21 protein-coding genes are annotated in these 21,210 nt (G+C 43.3%); 17 read left to right on the forward strand and 4 right to left on the reverse strand.

Annotated elements, in window-relative coordinates:
- Positions 1 to 886: 886 nt before the first annotated feature.
- Positions 887 to 1,630 carry a hypothetical protein gene (locus REC12_RS03700; RefSeq protein ID WP_308892465.1) on the forward strand — a complete coding sequence of 248 codons (744 nt, stop codon included), beginning with the start codon at positions 887 to 889 and terminating at the stop codon, positions 1,628 to 1,630.
- A gap of 212 nt (positions 1,631 to 1,842) precedes the next feature.
- Positions 1,843 to 2,256 carry a CBS domain-containing protein gene (locus REC12_RS03705; RefSeq protein ID WP_308892466.1) on the forward strand — a complete coding sequence of 138 codons (414 nt, stop codon included), beginning with the start codon at positions 1,843 to 1,845 and terminating at the stop codon, positions 2,254 to 2,256.
- Positions 2,257 to 2,388: 132 nt separating this feature from the next.
- Here REC12_RS03705 and REC12_RS03710 read toward each other — a convergent pair whose 3' ends face one another.
- Positions 2,389 to 3,099, reverse strand: a complete 711-nt coding sequence (locus tag REC12_RS03710; RefSeq protein ID WP_308892467.1) for a zinc dependent phospholipase C family protein — start codon at positions 3,097 to 3,099, stop codon at positions 2,389 to 2,391.
- 324 nt (positions 3,100 to 3,423) lie between these two features.
- On the opposite strand from REC12_RS03710, the gene phoU reads away from it, so the two are divergent.
- Positions 3,424 to 4,083 carry a phosphate signaling complex protein PhoU gene (gene phoU, locus REC12_RS03715; protein WP_308892468.1) on the forward strand — a complete coding sequence of 220 codons (660 nt, stop codon included), beginning with the start codon at positions 3,424 to 3,426 and terminating at the stop codon, positions 4,081 to 4,083.
- Between the two features lie 213 nt (positions 4,084 to 4,296).
- On the forward strand, positions 4,297 to 4,947 hold the full coding sequence (locus tag REC12_RS03720; RefSeq protein ID WP_308892469.1) for a 4Fe-4S dicluster domain-containing protein: 651 nt from the start codon (positions 4,297 to 4,299) through the stop codon (positions 4,945 to 4,947).
- On the opposite strand, the gene REC12_RS03725 is transcribed toward REC12_RS03720, so the two are convergent.
- Positions 4,886 to 5,602, reverse strand: coding sequence for a Crp/Fnr family transcriptional regulator (locus REC12_RS03725; RefSeq protein ID WP_308892470.1), 717 nt, complete (start codon positions 5,600 to 5,602; stop codon positions 4,886 to 4,888). The two genes, REC12_RS03720 and REC12_RS03725, sit on opposite strands and share 62 nt — an antisense overlap.
- A 479-nt stretch (positions 5,603 to 6,081) precedes the next feature.
- Here REC12_RS03725 and REC12_RS03730 point away from each other — a divergent pair, with 479 nt between their 5' ends.
- From REC12_RS03730 to REC12_RS03765, 8 genes are all read left to right on the forward strand, one after another.
- Complete coding sequence (locus tag REC12_RS03730; protein WP_308892471.1) at positions 6,082 to 7,812, forward strand: sigma-54 interaction domain-containing protein; 1,731 nt, start codon at positions 6,082 to 6,084, stop codon at positions 7,810 to 7,812.
- Positions 7,813 to 8,166: 354 nt separating this feature from the next.
- Positions 8,167 to 9,012 (forward strand): 3-hydroxybutyryl-CoA dehydrogenase, encoded by an 846-nt coding sequence (locus REC12_RS03735; protein WP_308892472.1) that lies wholly within the window; start codon positions 8,167 to 8,169, stop codon positions 9,010 to 9,012.
- Positions 9,013 to 9,116: 104 nt separating this feature from the next.
- Positions 9,117 to 9,899 (forward strand): short-chain-enoyl-CoA hydratase, encoded by a 783-nt coding sequence (locus REC12_RS03740; protein WP_308892473.1) that lies wholly within the window; start codon positions 9,117 to 9,119, stop codon positions 9,897 to 9,899.
- Between the two features lie 38 nt (positions 9,900 to 9,937).
- A complete protein-coding gene (locus tag REC12_RS03745; protein ID WP_308892474.1) occupies positions 9,938 to 11,080 on the forward strand; it encodes an acyl-CoA dehydrogenase in 1,143 nt (380 codons plus the stop codon).
- 48 nt (positions 11,081 to 11,128) lie between these two features.
- Positions 11,129 to 12,307 (forward strand): acetyl-CoA C-acetyltransferase, encoded by a 1,179-nt coding sequence (locus REC12_RS03750; RefSeq protein WP_308892475.1) that lies wholly within the window; start codon positions 11,129 to 11,131, stop codon positions 12,305 to 12,307.
- A 265-nt stretch (positions 12,308 to 12,572) separates the two neighbouring features.
- Positions 12,573 to 13,583: a type I glyceraldehyde-3-phosphate dehydrogenase gene (gap, locus tag REC12_RS03755; RefSeq protein ID WP_308892476.1), complete on the forward strand. Its 1,011-nt coding sequence runs from the start codon at positions 12,573 to 12,575 to the stop codon at positions 13,581 to 13,583.
- A gap of 17 nt (positions 13,584 to 13,600) precedes the next feature.
- Entirely contained in the window at positions 13,601 to 15,334 is a 1,734-nt protein-coding gene (gene pyk, locus REC12_RS03760; RefSeq protein WP_308892477.1) for a pyruvate kinase, read from the forward strand.
- Between the two features lie 20 nt (positions 15,335 to 15,354).
- A complete protein-coding gene (locus REC12_RS03765) occupies positions 15,355 to 16,101 on the forward strand; it encodes a DeoR/GlpR family DNA-binding transcription regulator (protein ID WP_308892478.1) in 747 nt (248 codons plus the stop codon).
- Between the two features lie 142 nt (positions 16,102 to 16,243).
- Here the strand turns inward: REC12_RS03765 and REC12_RS03770 are convergent, their stop codons facing one another.
- Positions 16,244 to 16,531, reverse strand: coding sequence for a hypothetical protein (locus tag REC12_RS03770; RefSeq protein WP_308892479.1), 288 nt, complete (start codon positions 16,529 to 16,531; stop codon positions 16,244 to 16,246).
- 248 nt (positions 16,532 to 16,779) lie between these two features.
- On the opposite strand from REC12_RS03770, the gene REC12_RS03775 reads away from it, so the two are divergent.
- Positions 16,780 to 17,436, forward strand: a complete 657-nt coding sequence (locus tag REC12_RS03775; protein WP_308892480.1) for an MBL fold metallo-hydrolase — start codon at positions 16,780 to 16,782, stop codon at positions 17,434 to 17,436.
- Positions 17,437 to 17,458: 22 nt separating this feature from the next.
- On the opposite strand, the gene REC12_RS03780 is transcribed toward REC12_RS03775, so the two are convergent.
- Positions 17,459 to 17,653 (reverse strand): DUF896 domain-containing protein, encoded by a 195-nt coding sequence (locus REC12_RS03780; protein WP_308892481.1) that lies wholly within the window; start codon positions 17,651 to 17,653, stop codon positions 17,459 to 17,461.
- A 153-nt stretch (positions 17,654 to 17,806) separates the two neighbouring features.
- Here REC12_RS03780 and REC12_RS03785 point away from each other — a divergent pair, with 153 nt between their 5' ends.
- The 4 genes from REC12_RS03785 (at position 17,807) to REC12_RS03800 (ending at position 21,208) form a co-directional block, all read left to right on the forward strand.
- Positions 17,807 to 19,297 carry a peptidoglycan DD-metalloendopeptidase family protein gene (locus tag REC12_RS03785; protein ID WP_308892482.1) on the forward strand — a complete coding sequence of 497 codons (1,491 nt, stop codon included), beginning with the start codon at positions 17,807 to 17,809 and terminating at the stop codon, positions 19,295 to 19,297.
- Between the two features lie 272 nt (positions 19,298 to 19,569).
- A complete protein-coding gene (locus tag REC12_RS03790) occupies positions 19,570 to 20,004 on the forward strand; it encodes an acyl-CoA thioesterase (RefSeq protein ID WP_308892483.1) in 435 nt (144 codons plus the stop codon).
- Between the two features lie 75 nt (positions 20,005 to 20,079).
- Positions 20,080 to 20,202: a hypothetical protein gene (locus tag REC12_RS03795; protein WP_308892484.1), complete on the forward strand. Its 123-nt coding sequence runs from the start codon at positions 20,080 to 20,082 to the stop codon at positions 20,200 to 20,202.
- A 154-nt stretch (positions 20,203 to 20,356) separates the two neighbouring features.
- Positions 20,357 to 21,208, forward strand: coding sequence for a DegV family protein (locus REC12_RS03800; protein ID WP_308892485.1), 852 nt, complete (start codon positions 20,357 to 20,359; stop codon positions 21,206 to 21,208).
- Positions 21,209 to 21,210: the final 2 nt, after the last annotated feature.

A 21,210-nucleotide genomic window follows, 5' to 3' on the forward strand; every position in this document is an offset into this window, starting at 1 on the left:
GATTTTTTTCCTTAAGGCGTAGCAAAAGGACCAGACTGAAGCAATAGCAAGGACTAAGAAAATGATAAGCCAAGCCGGACGCATAGAAATCCCTCCATTTTAGATAGACTCTCAGCCTTGACCAAGGCATGAGGCATTGGGGCAATACCCCCTTTAAGATTTTTAAATGATAAAGATAAGGACTTTTTTGAAACTCATACCACTAGGCGCTAACCTCACCTTCTAAATAGTCTGGAATGTTCCGCAAGTGAAGCAGTTCACTTGTGAACTTTTACACTTTTTTTAAACAAAAAAATACAGGTGTGACGTTAAGTTTGTTTAACAAATTATTAATAATACACCTGCATTTTCATTATAGACAAAGACTAACATTGAGGTCGTATTATGTCAACATCTTCGACATTAAGATAATATATGGCGATTTTTTACTTAAATATAATTATTGTGTCAAAATTAGGGGAAAATTTAAAAATTTCAGAATACGGACTATTTTTTTAAAGGCCAGCCTTTTTGGGACTCTTGATACGGATAATTTTAAGAATCAATGGAGAGTTTCTAAGCCTGATAAAAGAACTTTGCTTTGAATTTTATGATTCAGTCTAAAAATATGGCGGGAAGGAGGTGTCAACTAATTTTTGGTCCATAATAAAAACCTATACTTCTCTTAAGATACAACTATATATTAAATAATAGATTAAGTTTCAAAGACGGGAAGTAACTTTTTAAATTTTCAAGCTTTAATCCGGGGGTAGACTATAAAAAAGGTATCTATCACGGCAATGACGAGGATACGAGTAAATGATAACTGAGAGCAATGATCCCCTTGGAAATAAGGTACGTTTTCTAAAAAGGACCATATCTTAAAATAAGGAGAGGGGTTTAGTGAATGAGCAACAATTATTCGGCGTTTCCTAACAACTTTTTTGATACGCCAACAAATTTCCCGCCCTGCGGAGAAGCAATTCCTATGCCGAATTTTTGTGAACCAGTTGCTTCTCCAAGCAACTGTCCCAAAGAACCTTTGAATTTTGGCATTTCATTCTTTGCTCCCGTTAGTTCCCTGCCGGGAAGTGCTTCTTTTTTTTTCCTACAACCGTTGTTAACGGGAAAGGTCTTCGCATCTCTGGGAATCCTCAGTGTTACCCAGCTGGTTCTTTTTATCATCAGTCGGGTCCTTGGCCTGCGAACGGGAATACTAAACCCAGGCACTGTCATTTCACCGGAACAGACGGTGCGCATGTCCCCTAATGATTTGCAAGATTTTCTGACTTCAGTGTCTCGTAACTATGTCCAGCCTACAACCGGTCAAATTGATGTTACAACGGGGACTGTTGAAACTCCGGAAGCCCCGCTTGTAGTTGCCTTAACGGTCTGGGGAGACTTTACAGATGTTCCTTTTGGCCCGACAGCCTTTTTTTTGCTGCCTATTTTCACTTTACCAGGCGTGCGGGGGGCTTTACCTATGTTGGTTTTGGAAATTATAACCACTATTTTTGTCCGAGCCGTTGTGCCCCCCCAAACAACAGGGGCTAAGCCTTTGAAAGAACCGGCCTCTGGAGGGCCTAAGCTGTTGCAATTTACACCGGAAAATTTAATAGACCTTTTAAACCGCTTCAGCAAACATTTCTGATAGTTTGGGGCGAAGGCTATTTAAAGGGAATAAAGCTAAATACAGTACGATCATTAATATGATTGCCGTCAGATACTTTTTTTTTTGAAAAAATTTAACTATAATATTGATGAGATCTGTTTTATAGAAAGGATTATAAAAATAGTTGAAGCAGGATTTTTGACGAGGATAAAGAGGATAAATTTGAAATTAAGTTAGACGGAGCGTATGACATGAATGTAGCTTTTTTCCTGATACCTAAAAAGGATATTGTTTACCTAAAAGAAAATTCGACAATGCGTCAAGCCTTGGAAAGGATGGAATATCATAGTTATTCCGCTGTGCCTCTCATTGATGAGGATGGAAAATATGCAGGAACTATTACCGAAGGGGATTTACTTTGGAAACTTAAAAACACCCCAGGTTTAACTTTTTATAATACGCAAGATATTTGTCTTAAAGATGTGGAGCAGCATGTCCAAAATTTGCCGGTCACAATTGATGCTCAAATCGAGGATCTGATTTCCAGGGCAGTGGTTCAAAATTTTGTACCTGTTGTTGACGATCAACAAATTTTTATCGGTATTGTACGGCGGCGTGAAATGATAGAATATTGTTCAAAACTATTGCTGCAATATAAAAAATGATTTCTAAATCAGCGGACAACTTAACATAGCTGCTTTTACGGTTTTAAAACTGAGGGAGTGTTTCATAATAATGTTCGACGACATCATTGTGAAACACTCCCTTTTTCCTTGGACAGTCAGAACAGTCTGTTGCTAGTTTGTCTTAGTCAGATTTTCTAATTGATTAACTGCAAAGTTTAAAAAACCGGCTGTAGTGGCAATAGTCAGCGGAATTAAAGTTTCAGCTGCTTGGGCGTAACTCGATTCCGAGGCCCCTTTGCTGAGGGCTACTAAAGGAAAGAGAGTTTCAGAAATTCTGGCATTATGGTCAATCCACTGAATAGCATGAGTAAAGGTTAAATATTGCCCTTTCGCGGCTGGAAACCTGTTGCAATGCTGAGTTGCCCAGGTTTCAAACTCTTTATGACCGTCAAAAATTACTCCTAAAGAGTGGTGAGGTACGCACATATCTTGAACAAGGTGCAGTGCTGCCCCCAAAAAAAACATACTTTTAGGAATGTTGCGGGGAAAGTAGGAGAGAGCTTTATTAAAGTAGAACTGGCATTCAGCGGTTGCTCCCGGCCAATGGATTATTCCCTGCTTATCCGGATGACTGTAAAAATGATTGACGTTTTTCCATCCTCGATCAGCCCAAAACAGCCCTTTCAAGAGTAAGGAGTGATAGGGCTTAAGTATCTTGGCAACAGCGGCTTTGCCGTCAGCTTCTAAGCAGGTATAGGCCTGTTCCAGACAATGACCGTGAGTTTCGCCAGGGGAGTCTATGAAATATTGCAAGGGTCCTACAGGCGCAAGAAAGATTTTAGTTATTGTACCAAGTGTCTGACCAATAATCCTTTCATACATTCATTCATACCCCTCTGCTTTGTTTAAAACCAGTTTAAAGTACGGATGTTAAGAACATATTATGGCCAGGTAAAGGAATAGGAAGTTAGAGTTATATTTTCGTAAACTGCTTAGAAGAACAGGGCTGAAAAGATTTAACCGAAACTTTACCTAAAGATCATAATAAGTTTACATTCGACGAGTAGTATAGATAGAACGGTTGCCGGAGCCTATTGGAGACTTAGGGTCTGCTTACTTCTCGCGTATATAAATATCTGATATAATACTGTCAAAATTATTTATAATAGAAAAATTAATGGCAATAAAGGAGAGGGGGGCTATTAGATGCCGATGCGTCAGAAATTCGATCATGATCTGGAAGATTTACGCTTAAATATCTTAGATTTAGGTCGGATGGTTGATGAACGAATCGCTTTAGCGGTGAGGTCTTTAATTGACCAGGATTTAAAGTTGGCTGATCAAGTTATAACCGGGGATTGCGCTGTCAATAATCTGCAAGCAGCGATTGAAGAGATCTGTATTTTTCTGATTGCTACCCAGCAACCCTTTGCACGTGATTTGCGTAAAGTAGTGGCTGGTTTAAAAATCTCCATTTACCTGGAAAGAATGGGTGATTTGTCCGTCGATCTGGCAAAATTAACTCACAGAATTGGGCAAGAACCATTAATTAAACCTTTAGTTGACATCCCTAAAATGAGCGCTCTGGTGCAGGAGATGCTTGAACTCGGCTTAAAGGCTTATGTCCAAGAGGACTGCGAAGCGGCCGCATCGACGGCCCTTATAGATGATGATGTTGATAAAATTTATTCGCGGGTTTTTGACGAACTCAAGGTAATAATGATGACAAAGCCTCAGCAGGTGAATCAAGCGAATTATCTGTTGTTTGCCTGCAGGTTCTTAGAACGCTTGGGTGATTACTGTACTAATATTTCTGAAGAAGTCGTTTATATTTGTTCCGGTAAAAGAGTTAATTTAAATGAATAGATAGTCCAATAGAGAAATTTAATTTACTTATATTAGGATGAAATATAGGATGAAACGGTTAAAACAGAATACAATAAAAATCTCCCGCACAACTTTGTGCGGGAGATTTTTATGTCTATTGTGATCAAAACCACACTGTTATGCAAGCTTTTTTGTTAAACTTAATCCTAATTGAGACGCTCGAAGTTATAACAAAATTCTGGGGGAATATTTATGCGGCAGAATGGGTTTCAGATAGAACATTGCCGGCCGAACTGTCCAAGATCCGCCTGTGACTGGCACAATCTTTTGACAATGTTGACTCAAAAACTTACTGAATTGAACCTCCAACAAGCTTTGACTGCAAAGTTCGACTCTGTGCAATTTCATCATCTTCCTAAAATTAGTCTGGCTGGCTGTCCTAACGGATGCTCTCTGCCCGATATCAAAGATTTTGGCGTGTCTGGTTATGTCGTTCCTCAGATCACCGATATACCGTGTTCAGGGTGTGAGGCTTGCGCCAGAGCATGTCTTGAGGCGGCTATAAGCAAAAAATCTCAGGGGATTGTGCTAAATACGGCACGGTGTATTTCCTGCGGGGACTGTCTGCGGGTTTGTCCTACAGGTACCTTGTCGGCAGGAGAACGGGGCTGGACTATACGATATGGCGGGAGAGTTGGCCGTCATCCTCAATTTGCCAAGGTTGCCGGCCAAGTTCTAACCGATGAGGAAGCAGTTTCTTGGATTTGCGCAGCACTGCAGTGTTATCTGGAGCAGGGCCAGCCGCAAGAACGTTTAACACATTTTTTGAATTCTTTAGAGCTTAGTCGAGTGAAGAGCGAGAGCGGGCAGAACGCCCGTGAATCCAGAGGCGCAATTTTTTAGGATCGGAAACAGTGATACTTTTCTTTTCAACATCAATCAAGTGATTATCTTTTAGCTCACTCAAAATACGGCTCACCGATTCTCTGGCCAGACTGCACATACCTGCCAGCTCTGTGGCGGATAAAGGAAGCGTAATTAGCACTCCTTCAGAAGTTGCTTGCCCGTGAACATGAGCTAAGGCATAAAGCTTAGCTCCCAAACGCAAGCGTGCGTCGCCAATTGAGAGATTTCTGATTTGACGATAAGATCGTCGCAAATCCAAGGCTAACATTTTATAAAAAAACCATAAAACTGTGGGGTTGTCTTCGATAAAGCGCAGCAAAATTTCTCGGTTTAGGGCTAAAACTTCCGTTTCTTCGATGCAAAGCGCGGCATGGGGATAGGGTCTGCCGTCCAAAACTATTTCAGGAAAGAAATTGGGGGGACTTAGCACCCGAATAATCTTTTCAGTGAATTCTCCCATTAAATATAAGCGAATTCTTCCCGATAAAAGGAAATAAACCGTGTTTCCTTCATCGTCCGCAAAATATAAATACTGTTTTGCTGCATAACGACGCGTCCGTCCGTGTGCCAAGCAAAAATCAATAAAGTTTTGAGGCAACGCTGAAAAAGGATTGCATTTAAAAAGCTCGCGAATTTGTTGCTCTTTAGCCACGTTACACCTCCGTTCTGAGTCTGTTTCGGTATTGCCTCTCTCATTATAACTTAAAGAGATGAAGTATTTGAACAAAATGTTGAGCAGATTTTGCCAGGTCAGGGAAAGATTTTTCAATATTATTCCAAACAGCGCTGTTAAATATCAAGGATAAGACTTAAGTTCTTGGAAAAACTATTCTTAGTCAAATTCTTGATTTGCAAGGGAGGAAGGATATGGGCACTCACAAGAAAGTTTCGCGGCCGAAGTCTCCGGTTACCATACATGACCCCCACTTTACCGATTTTGATATCCAAAAAGAACGAAACATTCAAAAGCCTCTTCCCAGAAGAGTAAGTAAATAAGCAAATATTAGGAATCCGAGTAAATGAGGAGTGTACTTCAGGTGCACTCCTTTCCCTATGAGGCCCTGAAGAAGGATTCCCTATTTTTCTGTCGAATAATATTACCTATACAGAAATTTCGGGAGGGTCTAACCGATGTTGCTGGAGGGACAGTCCGGGCCAATTTCGATCGAAGAAATACTTGATAATACTAATAATGCTGTTATTGCCGTCAATCCTCAAGGGCAAATAATCTATGCCAACCGGGCGGTATATAATATCTTGCAAATTGCGGATCGAGATCTTGTCGGGCAGTCGATTACGACCTATTTCCCCGGCACGGGGTTATTAAGAGTTTTCGAGAATGGAATTGCCGAGTTAGGTCAGCAGATGACGATTAACAATATAGTTTTATTAAGCAATCGTACGCCTATTTATGTTCAGGGTGAATTAGTCGGTGCCGTTGCAGTATTTCAGGATATTACCGTTCTGCAAAACCTGATTGATAATCTTGTCATAGAACATGAGAAAACTAAACAACTTCAGCGTACGCTCGAAGTTGTTTTAAACACAGCTTATGACGGGCTTATTGTTACCAATGACAAAGGAATAGTAACGATGACCAATCAGGCTTTTGCCAATTTTTTTAATAAGTTTCCCGCAGACATGATTGGCAAACACATTATGGATGTCTATCAAAATCCCAAATTCACCGATGTTCTGGAGACGGGTCAGCCTGTTCATGGCTACATTCACGATCTAAATGGTCATGAAATCATTGCCAGCAGAATCCCTATTACTCAGGATGGAAAAATTGTCGGAGCTTTGGGCAAGGTTGTTTTTAAAGATGTGGATGAACTTTATGCTTTAACTAAAAGGGTTAATTCCCTGCGCTCAGAGCTGGATTATTATAAAAAGACTGTTTTAGAAAAGAATTTTTCAGCCTTGGAACTTTTAAAAGGCAAAAACCCCCATATGATTTCTTTGGTGCAGACTGCCCTTCGAGTGGCAAAGTCCGGATCAACTGTTCTCTTGAGAGGAGAAAGCGGAACCGGAAAAGAGTTGTTTGCTCAATTACTTCATTCAGAAAGTTTAAATAGACACGGTCCATTTATTAAAGTAAATTGTGCCGCAGTACCGGAAAATCTGCTCGAATCGGAACTGTTTGGCTATGAAGACGGCGCTTTTACCGGCGCTCGCAAAGGAGGGAAGATTGGAAAGTTCGAACTGGCAGACGGCGGAACGCTGTTTCTCGATGAAATTGGCGATATGGAAATAGCGATGCAAGTCAAATTGCTGCGTGTTATTCAAGAACGTGAAATTGAACGTCTCGGAAGCAATAAGCCACGAAAAATTAATGTTCGGCTTATAGCTGCGACCAACCGTGATTTAGAAACGATGATACGGGAGAAACAGTTTCGCGAGGATCTCTATTATCGCTTGAATGTTGTCGCCTTAACGATTCCGCCCTTAAGGGAGAGAATCGATGATTTGGAAGCCTTGATCGAGACTTTTATTAAGAAGTTCAATTTGCAATTTGCCCAATCTGTGACAGGTGTAACCGATGAAACGAAAAGTGTTTTGATGAAGTATCGCTGGCCGGGCAATGTTCGCGAACTGGAGAATATTATTGAACGAGCATTTAATATGCTTGATGGAACCGAAATCCAACTAAAGCATTTGCCAAATTATTTGCAGATTTTAGCCGGTCATGAAGCTCGGCCTTTTTCAGGCGGGTCGCTTGACAGTATTTTGAGTGCCGTTGAAAAACAAGCTTTAATTTATGCTTTAGATGCTGCTCACGGGAATAAAGTTCAAGCGGCAAAGAGCTTAGGGCTATCGCGGGCGGGTTTGTACAAAAAACTAGTAAAACATAACCTTCATTAAATTCAATTATTTTTAACATACTTCTTAATAAGTTATGGTCAGAATATTTAAACCGAATATGTTAACGAACACAGACATGTCTATGTTTGTAGACACCCATGTTATTATAAGGACATGCATAGAATTACTTGAATCTCGGTTTTCATAGTGTAAACTAATGTATACAGCCCTTGTCTAATTTTTAAAAACCATCTCAGGTAGACATTATATAGAAAAGCTTATCATGGCAGGAATTCAAGATTCAGAATCTATTGAATAAATAAATGGCACGAAAATTGCATTAAGATTCGGTCGATTCGGGAATCACCCATTTCTGCGGGATTATAAATTTGAATAGAAAAAGGAGGAGCATTAGTGAAAACAATCATGGTTATCGGGGCAGGACAAATGGGTGGCGGGATCGCCCAAGTCGCAGCTCAAGCGGGTTACAAAGTTATTTTGAACGACATCAAAGAAGAATTCGTAAATCGTGGCTTTGGAATTATTGAGAAGAACCTAAACCGTTCTGTAGAAAAAGGAAAGCTGAAAGCTGAGGAAAAAGGAGACATTTTAGGTCGCATCACAAAATCAACTTCTTTGCAAGATGCCGCTGCGGCAGATTTGGTGATCGAAGCTGCTGTAGAAAATATGGCAATTAAAGTTCAGGTGTTTTCCCAACTTGATGTCATTTGTCCCGAACATACAATTCTTGCCACAAATACTTCATCGCTTCCTATTACAGAAATTGCAGCCTGCACTAAGCGCCCGGAAAAAGTGATCGGGATGCACTTTATGAATCCTGTTCCCGTGATGAAACTTGTTGAAGTCATTCGCGGCTTAGCAACGAGTGATGAAGTCTATAACCTCATCCAAGATTTAAGCCTAAAAATGGGCAAAACTCCCGTAGAGGTTAACGATGCTCCAGGTTTTGTCGCCAACCGTATTTTGATTCCCATGCTGAATGAAGCCGTTTATACGCTTTATGAAGGAATCGCAACCGTTGAAGCTATTGATGACGTCATGAAATTAGGAATGAACCATCCAATGGGCCCGCTGGCCTTAGCGGATTTGATTGGTCTTGACACTGTCTTGTCAATTATGGAAGTTCTCCATGAAGGACTGGGCGATAAATATCGTCCTTGCCCCTTACTCCGAAAATATGTTAAAGCCGGCTGGCTGGGACGCAAGACCGGTCGAGGTTTTTATCAATACGAGGCGTAACTATCCAAGCTTATAGAACTTTTCGAGGCAAAGTTTTGGAGAGATAGACGCGCACTCAAGGAATCATTTTTTATTAAGATCCGTAAAAACAAGGGGGTCAAAGCGTGGAGTACGCAAATCTTTTGTTAGAACGTCAAGGCAATGTTGCTATCCTAACCATTAATCGCCCGAAAGCTTTGAACGCTTTAAATAGCGACACATTATCAGAACTGTCCACTGCTCTCGATGAGTTAGGGAGGGATTCTGGTGTCAAGGTTGTGATTGTCACCGGGAGTGGCGAAAAGGCCTTTATCGCAGGAGCGGATATTTCTCAAATGAAAGATTTTACTCCCTTAGAGGGCCGACGCTTTGCTCAATTGGGACAAGCGACGTTCCGCAAGTTTGAACTCTTACCTCAACCTGTGATTGCGGCTGTCAACGGTTTCGCTCTGGGCGGAGGATGCGAATTAGCAATGGCTTGCGACATTCGTCTCGCCAGCGAAAACGCCAAATTTGGTCAACCGGAGGTAACCTTAGGGCTTACTGCCGGTTTTGGCGGTACACAGCGCTTACCTCGTTTAGTTGGTACAGGACTTGCCAGTGAATTATTGTTTACCGGTGATATTATTGATGCGCAGGAAGCTTACCGCATAGGGCTGGTGAATCGCCTTTATCCGGCGGATTCTCTTCTGGCAGAAGCCCAAAAACTCGCTCAGAGAATTGCCGGACGAGCCCCTGTGGCGGTACAGTTAAGTAAAACTGCCATCCAACGAGGAATTAATCTGGATTTAGATAGTGCTCAGGCCTATGAAGCGGAAGTTTTCGGCCTTACTTTTAGTACGTCGGACCAAACGGAAGGCTGCACTGCTTTTGTAGAAAAACGAAAGCCTGCTTTTGAAGGACGTTAGAAACGCATTTTATGCATAAAGAAATTGGAGGGTGACTTATGAATTTCGATTTAACTGAAGACCATGTTATGATGCGCAAAATGGTGCGCGATTTTGCCGAGAAAGAATGCGCTCCAGGTGCGGAACACCGCGATGAAACAGAAGAATTTTCTGTAGAGATTTGGAAAAAGGCCGGGGAGCTTGGCCTTGCCGGTATCACTTTTCCTGAAGAGTATGGCGGTGTAGGCGCGGACTATATTTCTTATGCTATCGCTGTTGAGGAGCTTTCCAGGGTTGATGCATCTGTGGGCGTAACGATCTCCGCGCACTCCAGCCTTTGTGCGAACCCTATTTATAAATTTGGTACGGAAGCACAAAAGAAAAAATATCTCGTTCCTTTAGCCACAGGTGAAAAACTGGGAGCTTTTGGCTTAACAGAGCCCATGGCAGGTTCGGATGCTTCCGGAACAAGAACAACGGCAGTTCGTAAAGGTGACGAATACATCTTAAACGGCAGCAAAATATTTATTACTAATGCTTACTATGCCGATACCTATGTGGTTACGGCGCAAATGGATAAAAGTAAAGGAAACCGGGGAATCGCTGCCTTCATTGTGGAAAAGGGAATGCCAGGGTTTTCCTTTGGTAAAAAAGAGAAGAAGATGGGAATTCGTTCCTCGGCTACTTATGAATTAGTCTTTGAAGACGTTCATGTACCTGCTGAAAATCTGTTGGGTGAAGAGGGTCAAGGCTTCAAAATTGCTATGCAGACTCTGGACTTCGGTCGAATCGGCATCGCTTCCCAAGCTTTGGGCATCGCTCAAGGTGCCTATGAGCAATGCATGAAGTATACAAAAGAACGTGTGCAATTCGGCAAAGCTATTTCAGAGTTCCAAAACACCCAGTTTAAACTGGCAGATATGGCTACTCAAATTGAAGCAGCCCGCTTGCTTGTTTATAAAGCCTGCAAAATGGCGGATCAGCATGTTCCCGTTTCCAAGGCTTCGGCAATGGCCAAATTATTCGCCTCTGAAACGGCAATGGCTGTGACTACCATGGGAGTTCAACTCCACGGAGGATATGGCTATACTCGTGAGTATCCTGCTGAGCGCATGATGCGGGATGCGAAAATTACCGAGATTTATGAAGGAACTAATGAAATTCAACGCGTCGTTATCAGCAGCCATATCCTGAAAGGATAATCCACTCGTTGTCAGAGTTTCTAAAATATTGCTGTAGGAGATGACTTAATGAGAGACGTTGTTATCGTTAGCGCAGTTCGTACGCCAGTGGGTTCTTTTGGTGGGGCATTAGGACAGATTCCTGCCGCCGAATTAGGAGCCATTGTCATTAAGGAAGCGCTCAAAAGAGCCGGAATTGCTCCCGATCAAGTTGACGAGGTTATTTTGGGCAACGTGCTGCAAGGTGGACTGGGGCAGAATACTGCCCGCCAGGCGGCGATGAAAGCCGGAATTCCTCAGGAAGTTCCTTCCTGGACTCTAAATAAAGTTTGCGGTTCCGGTATTAAATCTGTTGTTTGCGCCGCACAGGCCATTATCGCGGGAGATGCGGATATAGTCATCGCCGGTGGCATGGAAAGCATGTCTTTGGCTCCCTATGTTCTCCCTAAAGCACGAACAGGCTATAGAATGGGAAATGCCACTGTCGTTGATTTAATGGTTAACGATGGCTTAACCGATGCTTTTGACAATATTCACATGGGAATTACCGCTGAAAATATTGCCGAGCAGTTCGGCATTTCTCGTGAGGAACAGGACCGCTATGCCGTATCAAGCCAGAATCGCGCGGAAGCGGCAATTAAAGCCGGGAAGTTCGATGAAGAGATCGTCTCGGTTACTATTCCTCAGCGCAAGGGAGATCCTCTGGTTATTTCCAAAGATGAATTCCCACGTTTCGGCGCAACCTACGAAAGTGTTGCCAAACTGAAGGGAGCCTTCAAAAAAGACGGTACCGTGACGGCCGGCAATGCCTCAGGTATCAATGATGGCGCAGCAGCTGTGGTTGTTATGGCCAAGGAAAAGGCTCTGGAATTAGGCTTAAAACCCTTAGTCACTATTAAATCATGGGCTTCAGCCGGAGTTGACCCCCGCATTATGGGTACCGGTCCGATTCCCGCAAGCCGTAAGGCTTTGGAAAAGGCCGGCTTGAAGATTGAAGATATCGACCTTGTTGAAGCGAATGAAGCTTTCGCTTCTCAAACCTTAGAAGTAGCTAAAGAATTAAACCTTGATATGGAAAAAACAAATGTCAATGGGGGAGCTATTGCTTTGGGTCATCCGGTCGGGGCTTCAGGGACGCGGATTTTAGTTACATTACTTCATGAAATGAAGCGCAGAAATTCACAACGCGGCTTAGCTACGCTGTGTATTGGCGGTGGACAAGGTATCGCTCTAATTGTTGAACGCTAGAATGTTATTGAGCGAATGATTTGAAATAGGCTTGCAACAACAGTTTTACTGCTGCAAGCCTATTTTTCTTTTAAACTTTCAACTTGCAAGCGCTGGGTTGCAAGTTTTTGTTTTGTTTAGGGAACCCTAAAGGCATATAAACAATAAAATGTGTAAGTAAACATTTTTGTAGCAGGAATTTGTTTATTTGCACAGAATAAATGTTAATTAGCAGGTTATGCTTTCCAGCTTCAAGGTTGGATCAATTAAGAGGAGGTTTATACACATGAGTTTACGCGTGGCAATTAATGGGTTCGGTAGAATTGGCAGACTGACACTTCGTGCTGCCCTGAAACAGTCACTCCCTTTTGAGGTTGTAGCAATTAATGACTTGGGAAGCCCGGATTTATTGGCGCATCTTTTTAAGTATGACTCTGTCCATGGTATCCTTACCAATTCAGTTGAAATTGACGGTCAGACCATGATCGTCGACGGAAAACGCATTGAGATTTTAGCGGAAAGGAATCCTTCAGACTTGCCTTGGGCAAAACTAGGGGTTGACCTTGTCATCGAATCAACGGGGCGCTTCACGAAACGCGAAGGGGCGTCACAGCACCTTACTGCAGGAGCTAAAAAGGTAGTTATTTCCGCACCGGCCAAAAATGAAGATATAACCATCGTTATGGGCGTCAATGAAGATAAATACGATCCCCAAAATCATCATATTGTCTCCAATGCCTCCTGCACGACGAACTGCCTCGCACCGGTTGCCAAAGTCTTGCTCAATGCTTTTGGCATTGAACAAGGGATGATGACGACGACTCACTCCGTAACTAATGACCAGCGTATTCTGGATTTGGAGCATTCGGATTGGCGCAGAGCAAGAGCCGCTTATCAATCAATGATTCCAACGACAACAGGTGCGGCTAAAGCGGTAACTCTCGTTCTTCCCGAATTGACGGGGAAAATGAATGGCCTGGCGGTACGGGTTCCTACGCCTAATGTCTCCTTGGTTGACTTCGTAGCTAATTTGAGCAAGCCAACGACTAAGGAAGAAGTCAATGAGGTTTTGCGCCAAGCAGCCGATAACGAATTAAAAGGTATCCTTGAGTATACGGATCTGCCGCTTGTTTCGCACGATTTTAACGGGAACCCGGCAAGCTCGATTGTCGACGGTTTGTCAACTATGATGATGGGCGATCGAATGGTTAAAGTATTGTCTTGGTACGATAACGAGTGGGGTTATTCCAACCGCGTTGTCGATTTGGTAAAAATGATTGCGGCTAAAGGTCTGTAACCGGGAGGAAATACAGCATGAGAAGGACTAAAATTGTCTGCACGATAGGTCCGGCAAGTGAGTCTAATGAAAATGTTCGAGCGCTTCTAGCGGCGGGAATGGATGTTGCGCGCTTAAATTTCTCGCATGGGACCCATGAGGAGCATGGCCGAAGAATTGCTGTTTTGAAAGAAGAAGCTGCTAAAATCGGCAAGCATTTAGGTATTCTTCTCGATACAAAAGGCCCGGAAGTGCGCACCGGAATGGTCCCGGATGAAGGAGTTAAGTTAGAAAACGGAGCTGTTTTCTCACTGGATATTGATCTCAGTCCGGGGAATCAGAATCGGGTGGGCATAACTCATAAAACTCTCTGGCAAAGTGTTAAGCCGGGTACCCATATCTTAATCGACGACGGTCAAATTGATTTGGAAGTAAGCTCAGCGGAGAAAGAAACGATTCAAACCGTCGTTTGCAACGGTGGAGTTCTCAAGTCGCAAAAAGGAGTTAATGTTCCGGGTATCCATGTCGATTTGCCGGCAGTTACGGGTAAGGATATTGAGGACATCCGCTTTGGCATTTCTCAGGGAATTGATTTCATTGCCGCCTCCTTTACTCAGAAAGCGGTTGACATTCTAGATGTGCGCAGAATTGTCGAAGAGATGGGAGCTAACGTTCAGATCATTGCTAAAATAGAAAGCCAAGAAGGACTGAAAAATTTAGATGAAATTTTAGAGGTCTCTGATGGTTTAATGGTTGCCCGGGGAGATTTAGGCGTTGAAATTCCCGTTGAGGAAGTACCCATCCATCAAAAGGAAATGATCACAAAATGTAACCTGCTGGGAAAACCGGTAATCGTTGCGACTCAAATGCTGGATTCCATGATTCGTCAGCCGCGGCCTACCCGCGCGGAAGCCAGCGATGTTGCCAATGCTATTTGGGATGGAACAGATGCCATTATGCTCTCCGGTGAAACAGCAGCCGGTCAGTTCCCTTTGCAATCGGTTCAAATGATGGATAAAATAGCGCGGAGTACTGAGAAAACCTCTTTAGGGAAGCAGGCAACCCGGCACCCTCAGCTAAATGTAGCCGAGGCAATAAGTTTTGCAAGTTATACCATCGCTAAAGATTTGGAAGCAGCCGCTATTCTTACCCCTACACACTCAGGGCTGACAGCGCGAATGATTTCCAAATATCGCCCCAAAGCTTTAATTGTGGCGGCAACTCCTTTTGAAGCAACGGCCAGAAAACTGTCTTTGCAATGGGGAGTTCAACCCCTTGTGGTTCCCGAAAGTCCAGGGACTGACCAAATGTTGTCCGTTGCCGTGAATTCAGCTCTCAACAAAAATTACGTCAGCTCCGGCGATGTCGTCGTGATTACTGCGGGCGTGCCAATTGGCAAAGTCGGCTCAACCAATATGATTAAGGTTCAAATTATAGGAAACATTCTCACCAAAGGTACGGGTATTGGGCGTAAATCCTATTCAGGGCTGGCTAAGAAAGTCAAAAACCCGGATCAGGATACGATTAACCAGGGAGATATCCTGATTGCGGAGAGCAGCGATGCCAGGTTTGTTTCTCTTATTGCTCAAGCCGGCGCACTCGTCGTTGAAGAAGGCGGACTGACCTCCCATGCGGCAATTGCGGCGCTGCAGTATGGGATACCTGCAATTGTCGGCGTACCCGAGGCTTTCACAAAGGTGGCAAATGGGCAGTTGATAACTGTTGACGCTCTGACCGGCATAGTGTATGAAGGTTCGGTGAGTATCCTGTAAGCAGCGTGAGGGGGGAGATTGTGAGTTCTGAAAGGCAGGAAGAAATTCATCATTTGCTCCAAGCGCATGGGAATTTAACCGTGGTTGAGTTGGCCCAGAGGTTTAATGTATCGGAAATGACGATTCGCCGGGATCTTAAGAACTTGGCAGCGATGGGTTTGATCCAACGCGAACACGGACGAGCGATCTATCCTCCGGTTTCTATCATGGATACGTTGCTGAATATGGGAGAAGCGGAACAGGAAAAGGCAAGAATTGGTCATTTAGCGGCGACTCTTATCTCCGAAGGTGATTCAGTTATCCTGGATGCGGGCACTACGACGCTGGCCGTTGCCCAGGCGCTGAATACTAAATGTACTGTCATTACCAACTCAATTCCCATCGCAAGTGTCTTGGGGAATCGGAATGAAATTACTGTATTATTGACCGGGGGGGAAGTCCGGAGCGGGACATTTGCCCTGGCTGGGCCGGTGACCCGTTCGGTCTTAAAAGGGTTTAATGCCGATAAACTGTTTTTAGGCGCCACTGGCGTAACGATTGAACGCGGCCTGTCGACTGCCAATATGCTGGAATCCGAGGTCAAGCAAGTGATGCTTAAAGTTGCCAAAGAAGTTATCCTTGTTGCCCATAGTGCCAAAATCGGACAAATATATTTTCATACCTTTGCCCGTTGGGATAGTATTCAAACCCTGGTTACGGATTCCAGTTTACCGGAATCTGTAAGAGAAAAGCTCAATTCTTTAGGCGTTAAGGTTCTCCTGGCTTAACTGAGATGAACGGTTAAATGTTAAGGTTTTGCAATGGTGAAGTTAAAGACGCTAAAAATTCCGCGCTGTCATGGCGCGGAATTATAGTTGTTATTTAGAGAAAGCACTTGGATAACTTAATCCAAATGCTTTTGGAGCTTGATTATTTGGGAAGAGTTTTAGTGTCGTTGGTGTGCCGCTTGAAGCTTTGCAGATCATGGGCAAAATTACCGCTATTCGTCATTTGATCATCAATTGTATCCTTGTCGATGGTACTTTGCGAACGATCATTCAGGACGTCAATCAGGCCTGCGTTTTGCAATTCGCTGGCAATTTCAAATAAGGAATCGCGCTTGGCGGCGGGCAAACGATTGACAAAACGGTTAATTTTCACGGGAGGAACAAGGTTGCGGATTTTGGCCCCTCCAAATTTTAGAATTCGTTCCGGCATAAGGATTTCCCTCCTTATCGAAAATCAATTCTTTCATCACTTAGTATCTGTCATATGGTTAAAAAAATACCTGGCCAATTATCTTAATCTTTTATTGTAAGTTTATTTTGAATCAAAAGGTATTTTGATCTTTCTGTCGAACAAACTATAAGAATTAGCGAAAGAAAGAACGTGCCCAGCTCATCATAGTATTAGCGTACTATAATGAGCTGGAAGCACGTTGACCATTGGATGGAGGAAATAGTTTAGTGTTAGTAACTGATGGCATTCATCTAATAGATGGGGTAAAAGGGGCCCATGTTTATCTTGTGACAGGTTCGCATAGTTTTCTGGTTGATTCGGGGTTACCTGGGCAAGAGGATCGAATCTTAAAGTATATTAACAATATCGGACTAGATCCTGCGGTTCTCGAAGGAATAATTCTTACCCACTATGACGTCGACCATGTCGGAAGTGCCGTAAAATTACAAAACCTAGCGCATTGTCCTATCTATGCACATAGACTGGAAATACCTTATATTATGGGACAGCAGAAACGTCCCGGCATTAAACGTTGGCTGCCTTTGCTGACCCGGCCTCTTTATGGCGCTTTAATCCCTGCCAAGGAGATTAAGCCTCTAGAAGAGGGAAAAGTATTCGAAGATTGGGAAGTCATTCCTACGCCGGGGCATACACCAGGGCATATTGTACTCTATCGGAATGGTGTTGCTATCGTTGGGGATCTTTTTCAAGGGGGGGAGATTCGCTTAGCGCCGAATTACTTTTCTTGGGATCTTGAAATACTGAGGAAGTCGGCTCAGATCGTTATAGAACGTCCTTTACGCTGGATTTTGCCAGGACATGGACCCGCAACTCCCGCGTCCAATCATTGGCTGGACAAACTTCAAAAATCAATGAATGGCTAAGGCCGACAGTCTTAGCAGATAGTTATTGCACGGGAAGATCATCGACGATTTTTACTTTGCTTAGCGTTTCTTTGACTTGCCCGCGGATAAATGACAGATACTCCTGACGCAGAACTTCCTGTTCGGCTTTTTCCCATTCTTCAAGGCCTTCAGCTTTTTGTTTTCTGGAAAGCTCGTTAATGCGCTGAATAAGTATGTTAATTGGTGAGGTAGCCACGAGAATTTCTCCCTTCTTCCTAATTAGTCTAAAATTGAAAAGACTATAACAACCATATTATAACATGCTGCGAAAGATAATGACAGATTGTCCCCTTGTTCAGGGATGAGTGATGTAATCTGCCGCAATAGACAACGATGAATGGGGGATTGGATGAAAAAGATAAATCTGCAAAGGTTTAAAACCTATATCATGGAATTATTAGCCCGTTTTAAGTTTAGCGGCAAACCTTATCTTCTTAAAATTAAATTAGGGCATAAGCAAAAATTTGCTGATATATGCTGGAAGTCACCTAAAATAATAGCGGGGGCAGTAACGTTTGGTATCGTAGTTGTCGGTTCAAGTGTTTATTTATGTGGATCAAGCTCTGCGGATTATCTGATCCTTAACGGTCGGCCAATAGGAATTGTCACAAGTGAAAAAGCAGGCCAACAGATGATTGAGGATATCTTAAAAAGCCGAGGACAGGCTATCGGCGAACCTGCCAAAACCCATGAACAAATCACTTACGAACCGGTCCGGGTCAGGAAGGCGTCTCTAATCCAAGAAGCAGTGACAAAAAAAGAACTGCAAAATACCTTGAAGACCTATTTCGATGGAGTTTCTTTAGAGATTGCCGGAGTTCAAGTCGCTATTTTGCCCAGCCAGGCTGATGTCCAAAAAGCCTTGAAAGAATATCAGGATTTCTATGTTAAACCAAGTGACAATAATCAAGTGTCTTCGGTAGAATTTGCAGAAACTGTTTCAACAAAATCAGTTGAGGCTCAGGTAGATCAAATTAAGCTTCCGGAACAAGTCTTTAAAGAGTTAAAGGATGGGAAAGTTACAACGACAGACTATACCGTTCAAGCCAACGACTCTTGGTGGTTGATTGCACGTAAAAATAATATGAAAACAAAGGAAGTTTTGGCAGGGAATCCGGGGATGACGGAAAATAGCACGATCCAAAGCGGACAAAAAATCAAACTGGTTACGGCTACACCATATCTCAATGTGATTAGTAAAGGCACACGAACTGATACGGAAATAGTCGCTTTTGATGTGATTACGCATACAAATTCTCAATTGCCGAGCGGTAAAACGATCATCAAACAACAAGGCAGTGACGGTTCCAAACTTGTCACTTACTCCTATACTCAGAAAAATGGAGTAGATGTTGCGAAACAAGTTGTTGAGGAGAAGGAAATTAAGACGCCTGTTGAGCAAATTGTTGATAAAGGCCCTAGCCGCCTCCCCCTTAATGTTGCCTATGCAGTGTCCAGGGGCTCAGGAGTTATTTCAGGAATTGCCTGGCCCTTAAGAGGTTCGATTAATTCTTACTATGGATCTCGGTCAGGGAGTTTTCATACCGGGATTGATATTGGCGGGGATACCGGCGAGCCTTATACGGCGGCCGCATCGGGAACGGTCGTCGCTGCCGGGTGGAGCGGCGGATATGGCAATATGATCTTGATAGATCACGGTAACGGGGTTATGACCCGCTACGGACATTCGTCACGCCTTCTGGTTTCCGTGGGACAGCAAGTGAGCCGGGGGCAAACAATTGGCCTCGTCGGCGCAACAGGGAATGCCACAGGCCCTCATTTGCACTTTGAGATTATTCAAAACGGTGACACAGTGAATCCTTTAAACTATTTGCCCTAATTTCAGGAGCGCTAAAGGCGCTCTTTCTTGTACAGTCAGACATACATGCCGCGAAGCGGCACCACTGCTCAATGAAGAAGAGACATTCTTTGGGTCGGGCGGCTTCGCCCACATCGTTCACTCAATATTCCGAGCTTCGCTCACTCGCTTGTGGGCTTAACCGCCTCTCCCTGAGATGAGTGCGCTCTTGTGGGCGAAGTTGCCTTTCTTAATGTGTAAGAACTATGAGGTAACGTAATAATAGAAAATAACAAAACAAAGGAGGCTTCTTTATGGAATTAAAAGGAAAAACCCGTTTGAGAGTCAGGTACGCAGAAACCGATCAAATGGGTATAGTTTATCATTCCAATTATCTAATATGGTTTGAAGTTGGCAGAACGGAACTTTTTCGTGAAATAGGTCTTCCTTACACAAGGTTTGAGGAACAAGGCCTTGGTTTGGCAGTTATTGAGGCCAGTTGCCGCTATCGCAAGCCTGCCCGTTATGATGATGAATTGGAGATTGTGACGGAGATTGAGAAGATAACGACACGGTCCGTCGCTTTTTCTTATCAAATACTGCGGGCGGGTTCCCTTTTGGCTCAGGGGAAAACAGTTCACTTATTTATTAACAAGCAAGGTCATCATGCGGATATTCGCGATACCGGTCTATGGTCCGAGCTTCAATTGTTTGCAAACAGAAAAATTAATGGTGTTTCTGCCCAGTGATTATGGAGGTAACTTGTTTTCCAGGGTGTATTATGGTATTATGTATACATAATACAACTGAGAGAAGGGGATTCTATGTTTCTTGTAACCTGGATCGAAGGCGAAGAAGTCAATTATCGCTTAGTTAAGAAGCAGGAACTTCCAAAATTGATGGCAACTTTGGGACAACATGCAATTATTCAACGTTTAGCATCCTAGTTCGGCCTTTATAAATAACCGCTGATTTTTAGTTGAGAAAATAAATGTTCATCGCAGAGACGCATGGGCATTTATTTTTTTGTTCTGCAGGATAATATAGTCCTATAGCGAATTATAATTAAATTGTATCGTCTTCGTTAGGGGAGGTGGAAATATGTCCTTCAAAGTTCTTGTTGATAGTGCGGCAGATATACCCTTTGAGCGTGCAATCGCGGCCGGCATTGACGTGATTCCCATGCCGGTAACCATTGATGGTAAAACCTATCTCGAAGGAGTTAATCTTACAGCTAAAGATTTTTACGCTGAATTCAATAGTTTCAAGGAATTGCCTAAAACATCTCAACCTAATCCGAGCGCTCTTTTAGAGTGCTATGAACGGTCTCTATCTAACGGCCATGAAGTGGTGGCGATACATCTTTCTTCAGGTCTAAGCTCGACCTTTGCTACGGCTCAGATTATGCGGGACAGTACCTCGGCACCTGAGAAGGTTCATATTTTAGATAGCTTAGGAGCGTCTTTCGGTTACGGGCTGCTGGCCATTTCCGCTCAGGAAATTCTAACGACGGCATCCTCATGGCAGGAAGCTGAAGCCAGAATTCTTGATGTTCGTCAGAAAATGCGGTATGTATTTACGATAGATACCTTAGAGTTCCTGGTTAAAGGAGGCAGGGTTAGTAAAACTGCAGGTTTTATTGGCGGTTTACTCGATGTTAAACCTGTTTTACATATGACCCCGGATGGCAGAATTGAACCTTTTGCTAAAGTTCGTTCCCGACGAGCGGCGATTCGCAGATTAATTGAACTTATGGAACAGGAAATTGACCGGCCTGAACAACAAGTCGTCGGAATTTCTCATTCCGCCTGTTATGAAGAAGCAATGATGTTAGCCCAAGAAGTCCGTCAGCATTTTACAGTAAAGGACGTGTGGGTCAGTGAAATCGGCTGTGTTATCGGCAGCCATACCGGCCCGGGCGTTCTGGCTGTGTTCTATCAGCGTAAAGTATAACA

It is taken from the genome of Candidatus Desulfosporosinus nitrosoreducens, assembly GCF_030954495.1.
GTDB classification, from domain to species: Bacteria; Bacillota; Desulfitobacteriia; order Desulfitobacteriales; family Desulfitobacteriaceae; genus Desulfosporosinus; species Desulfosporosinus nitrosoreducens.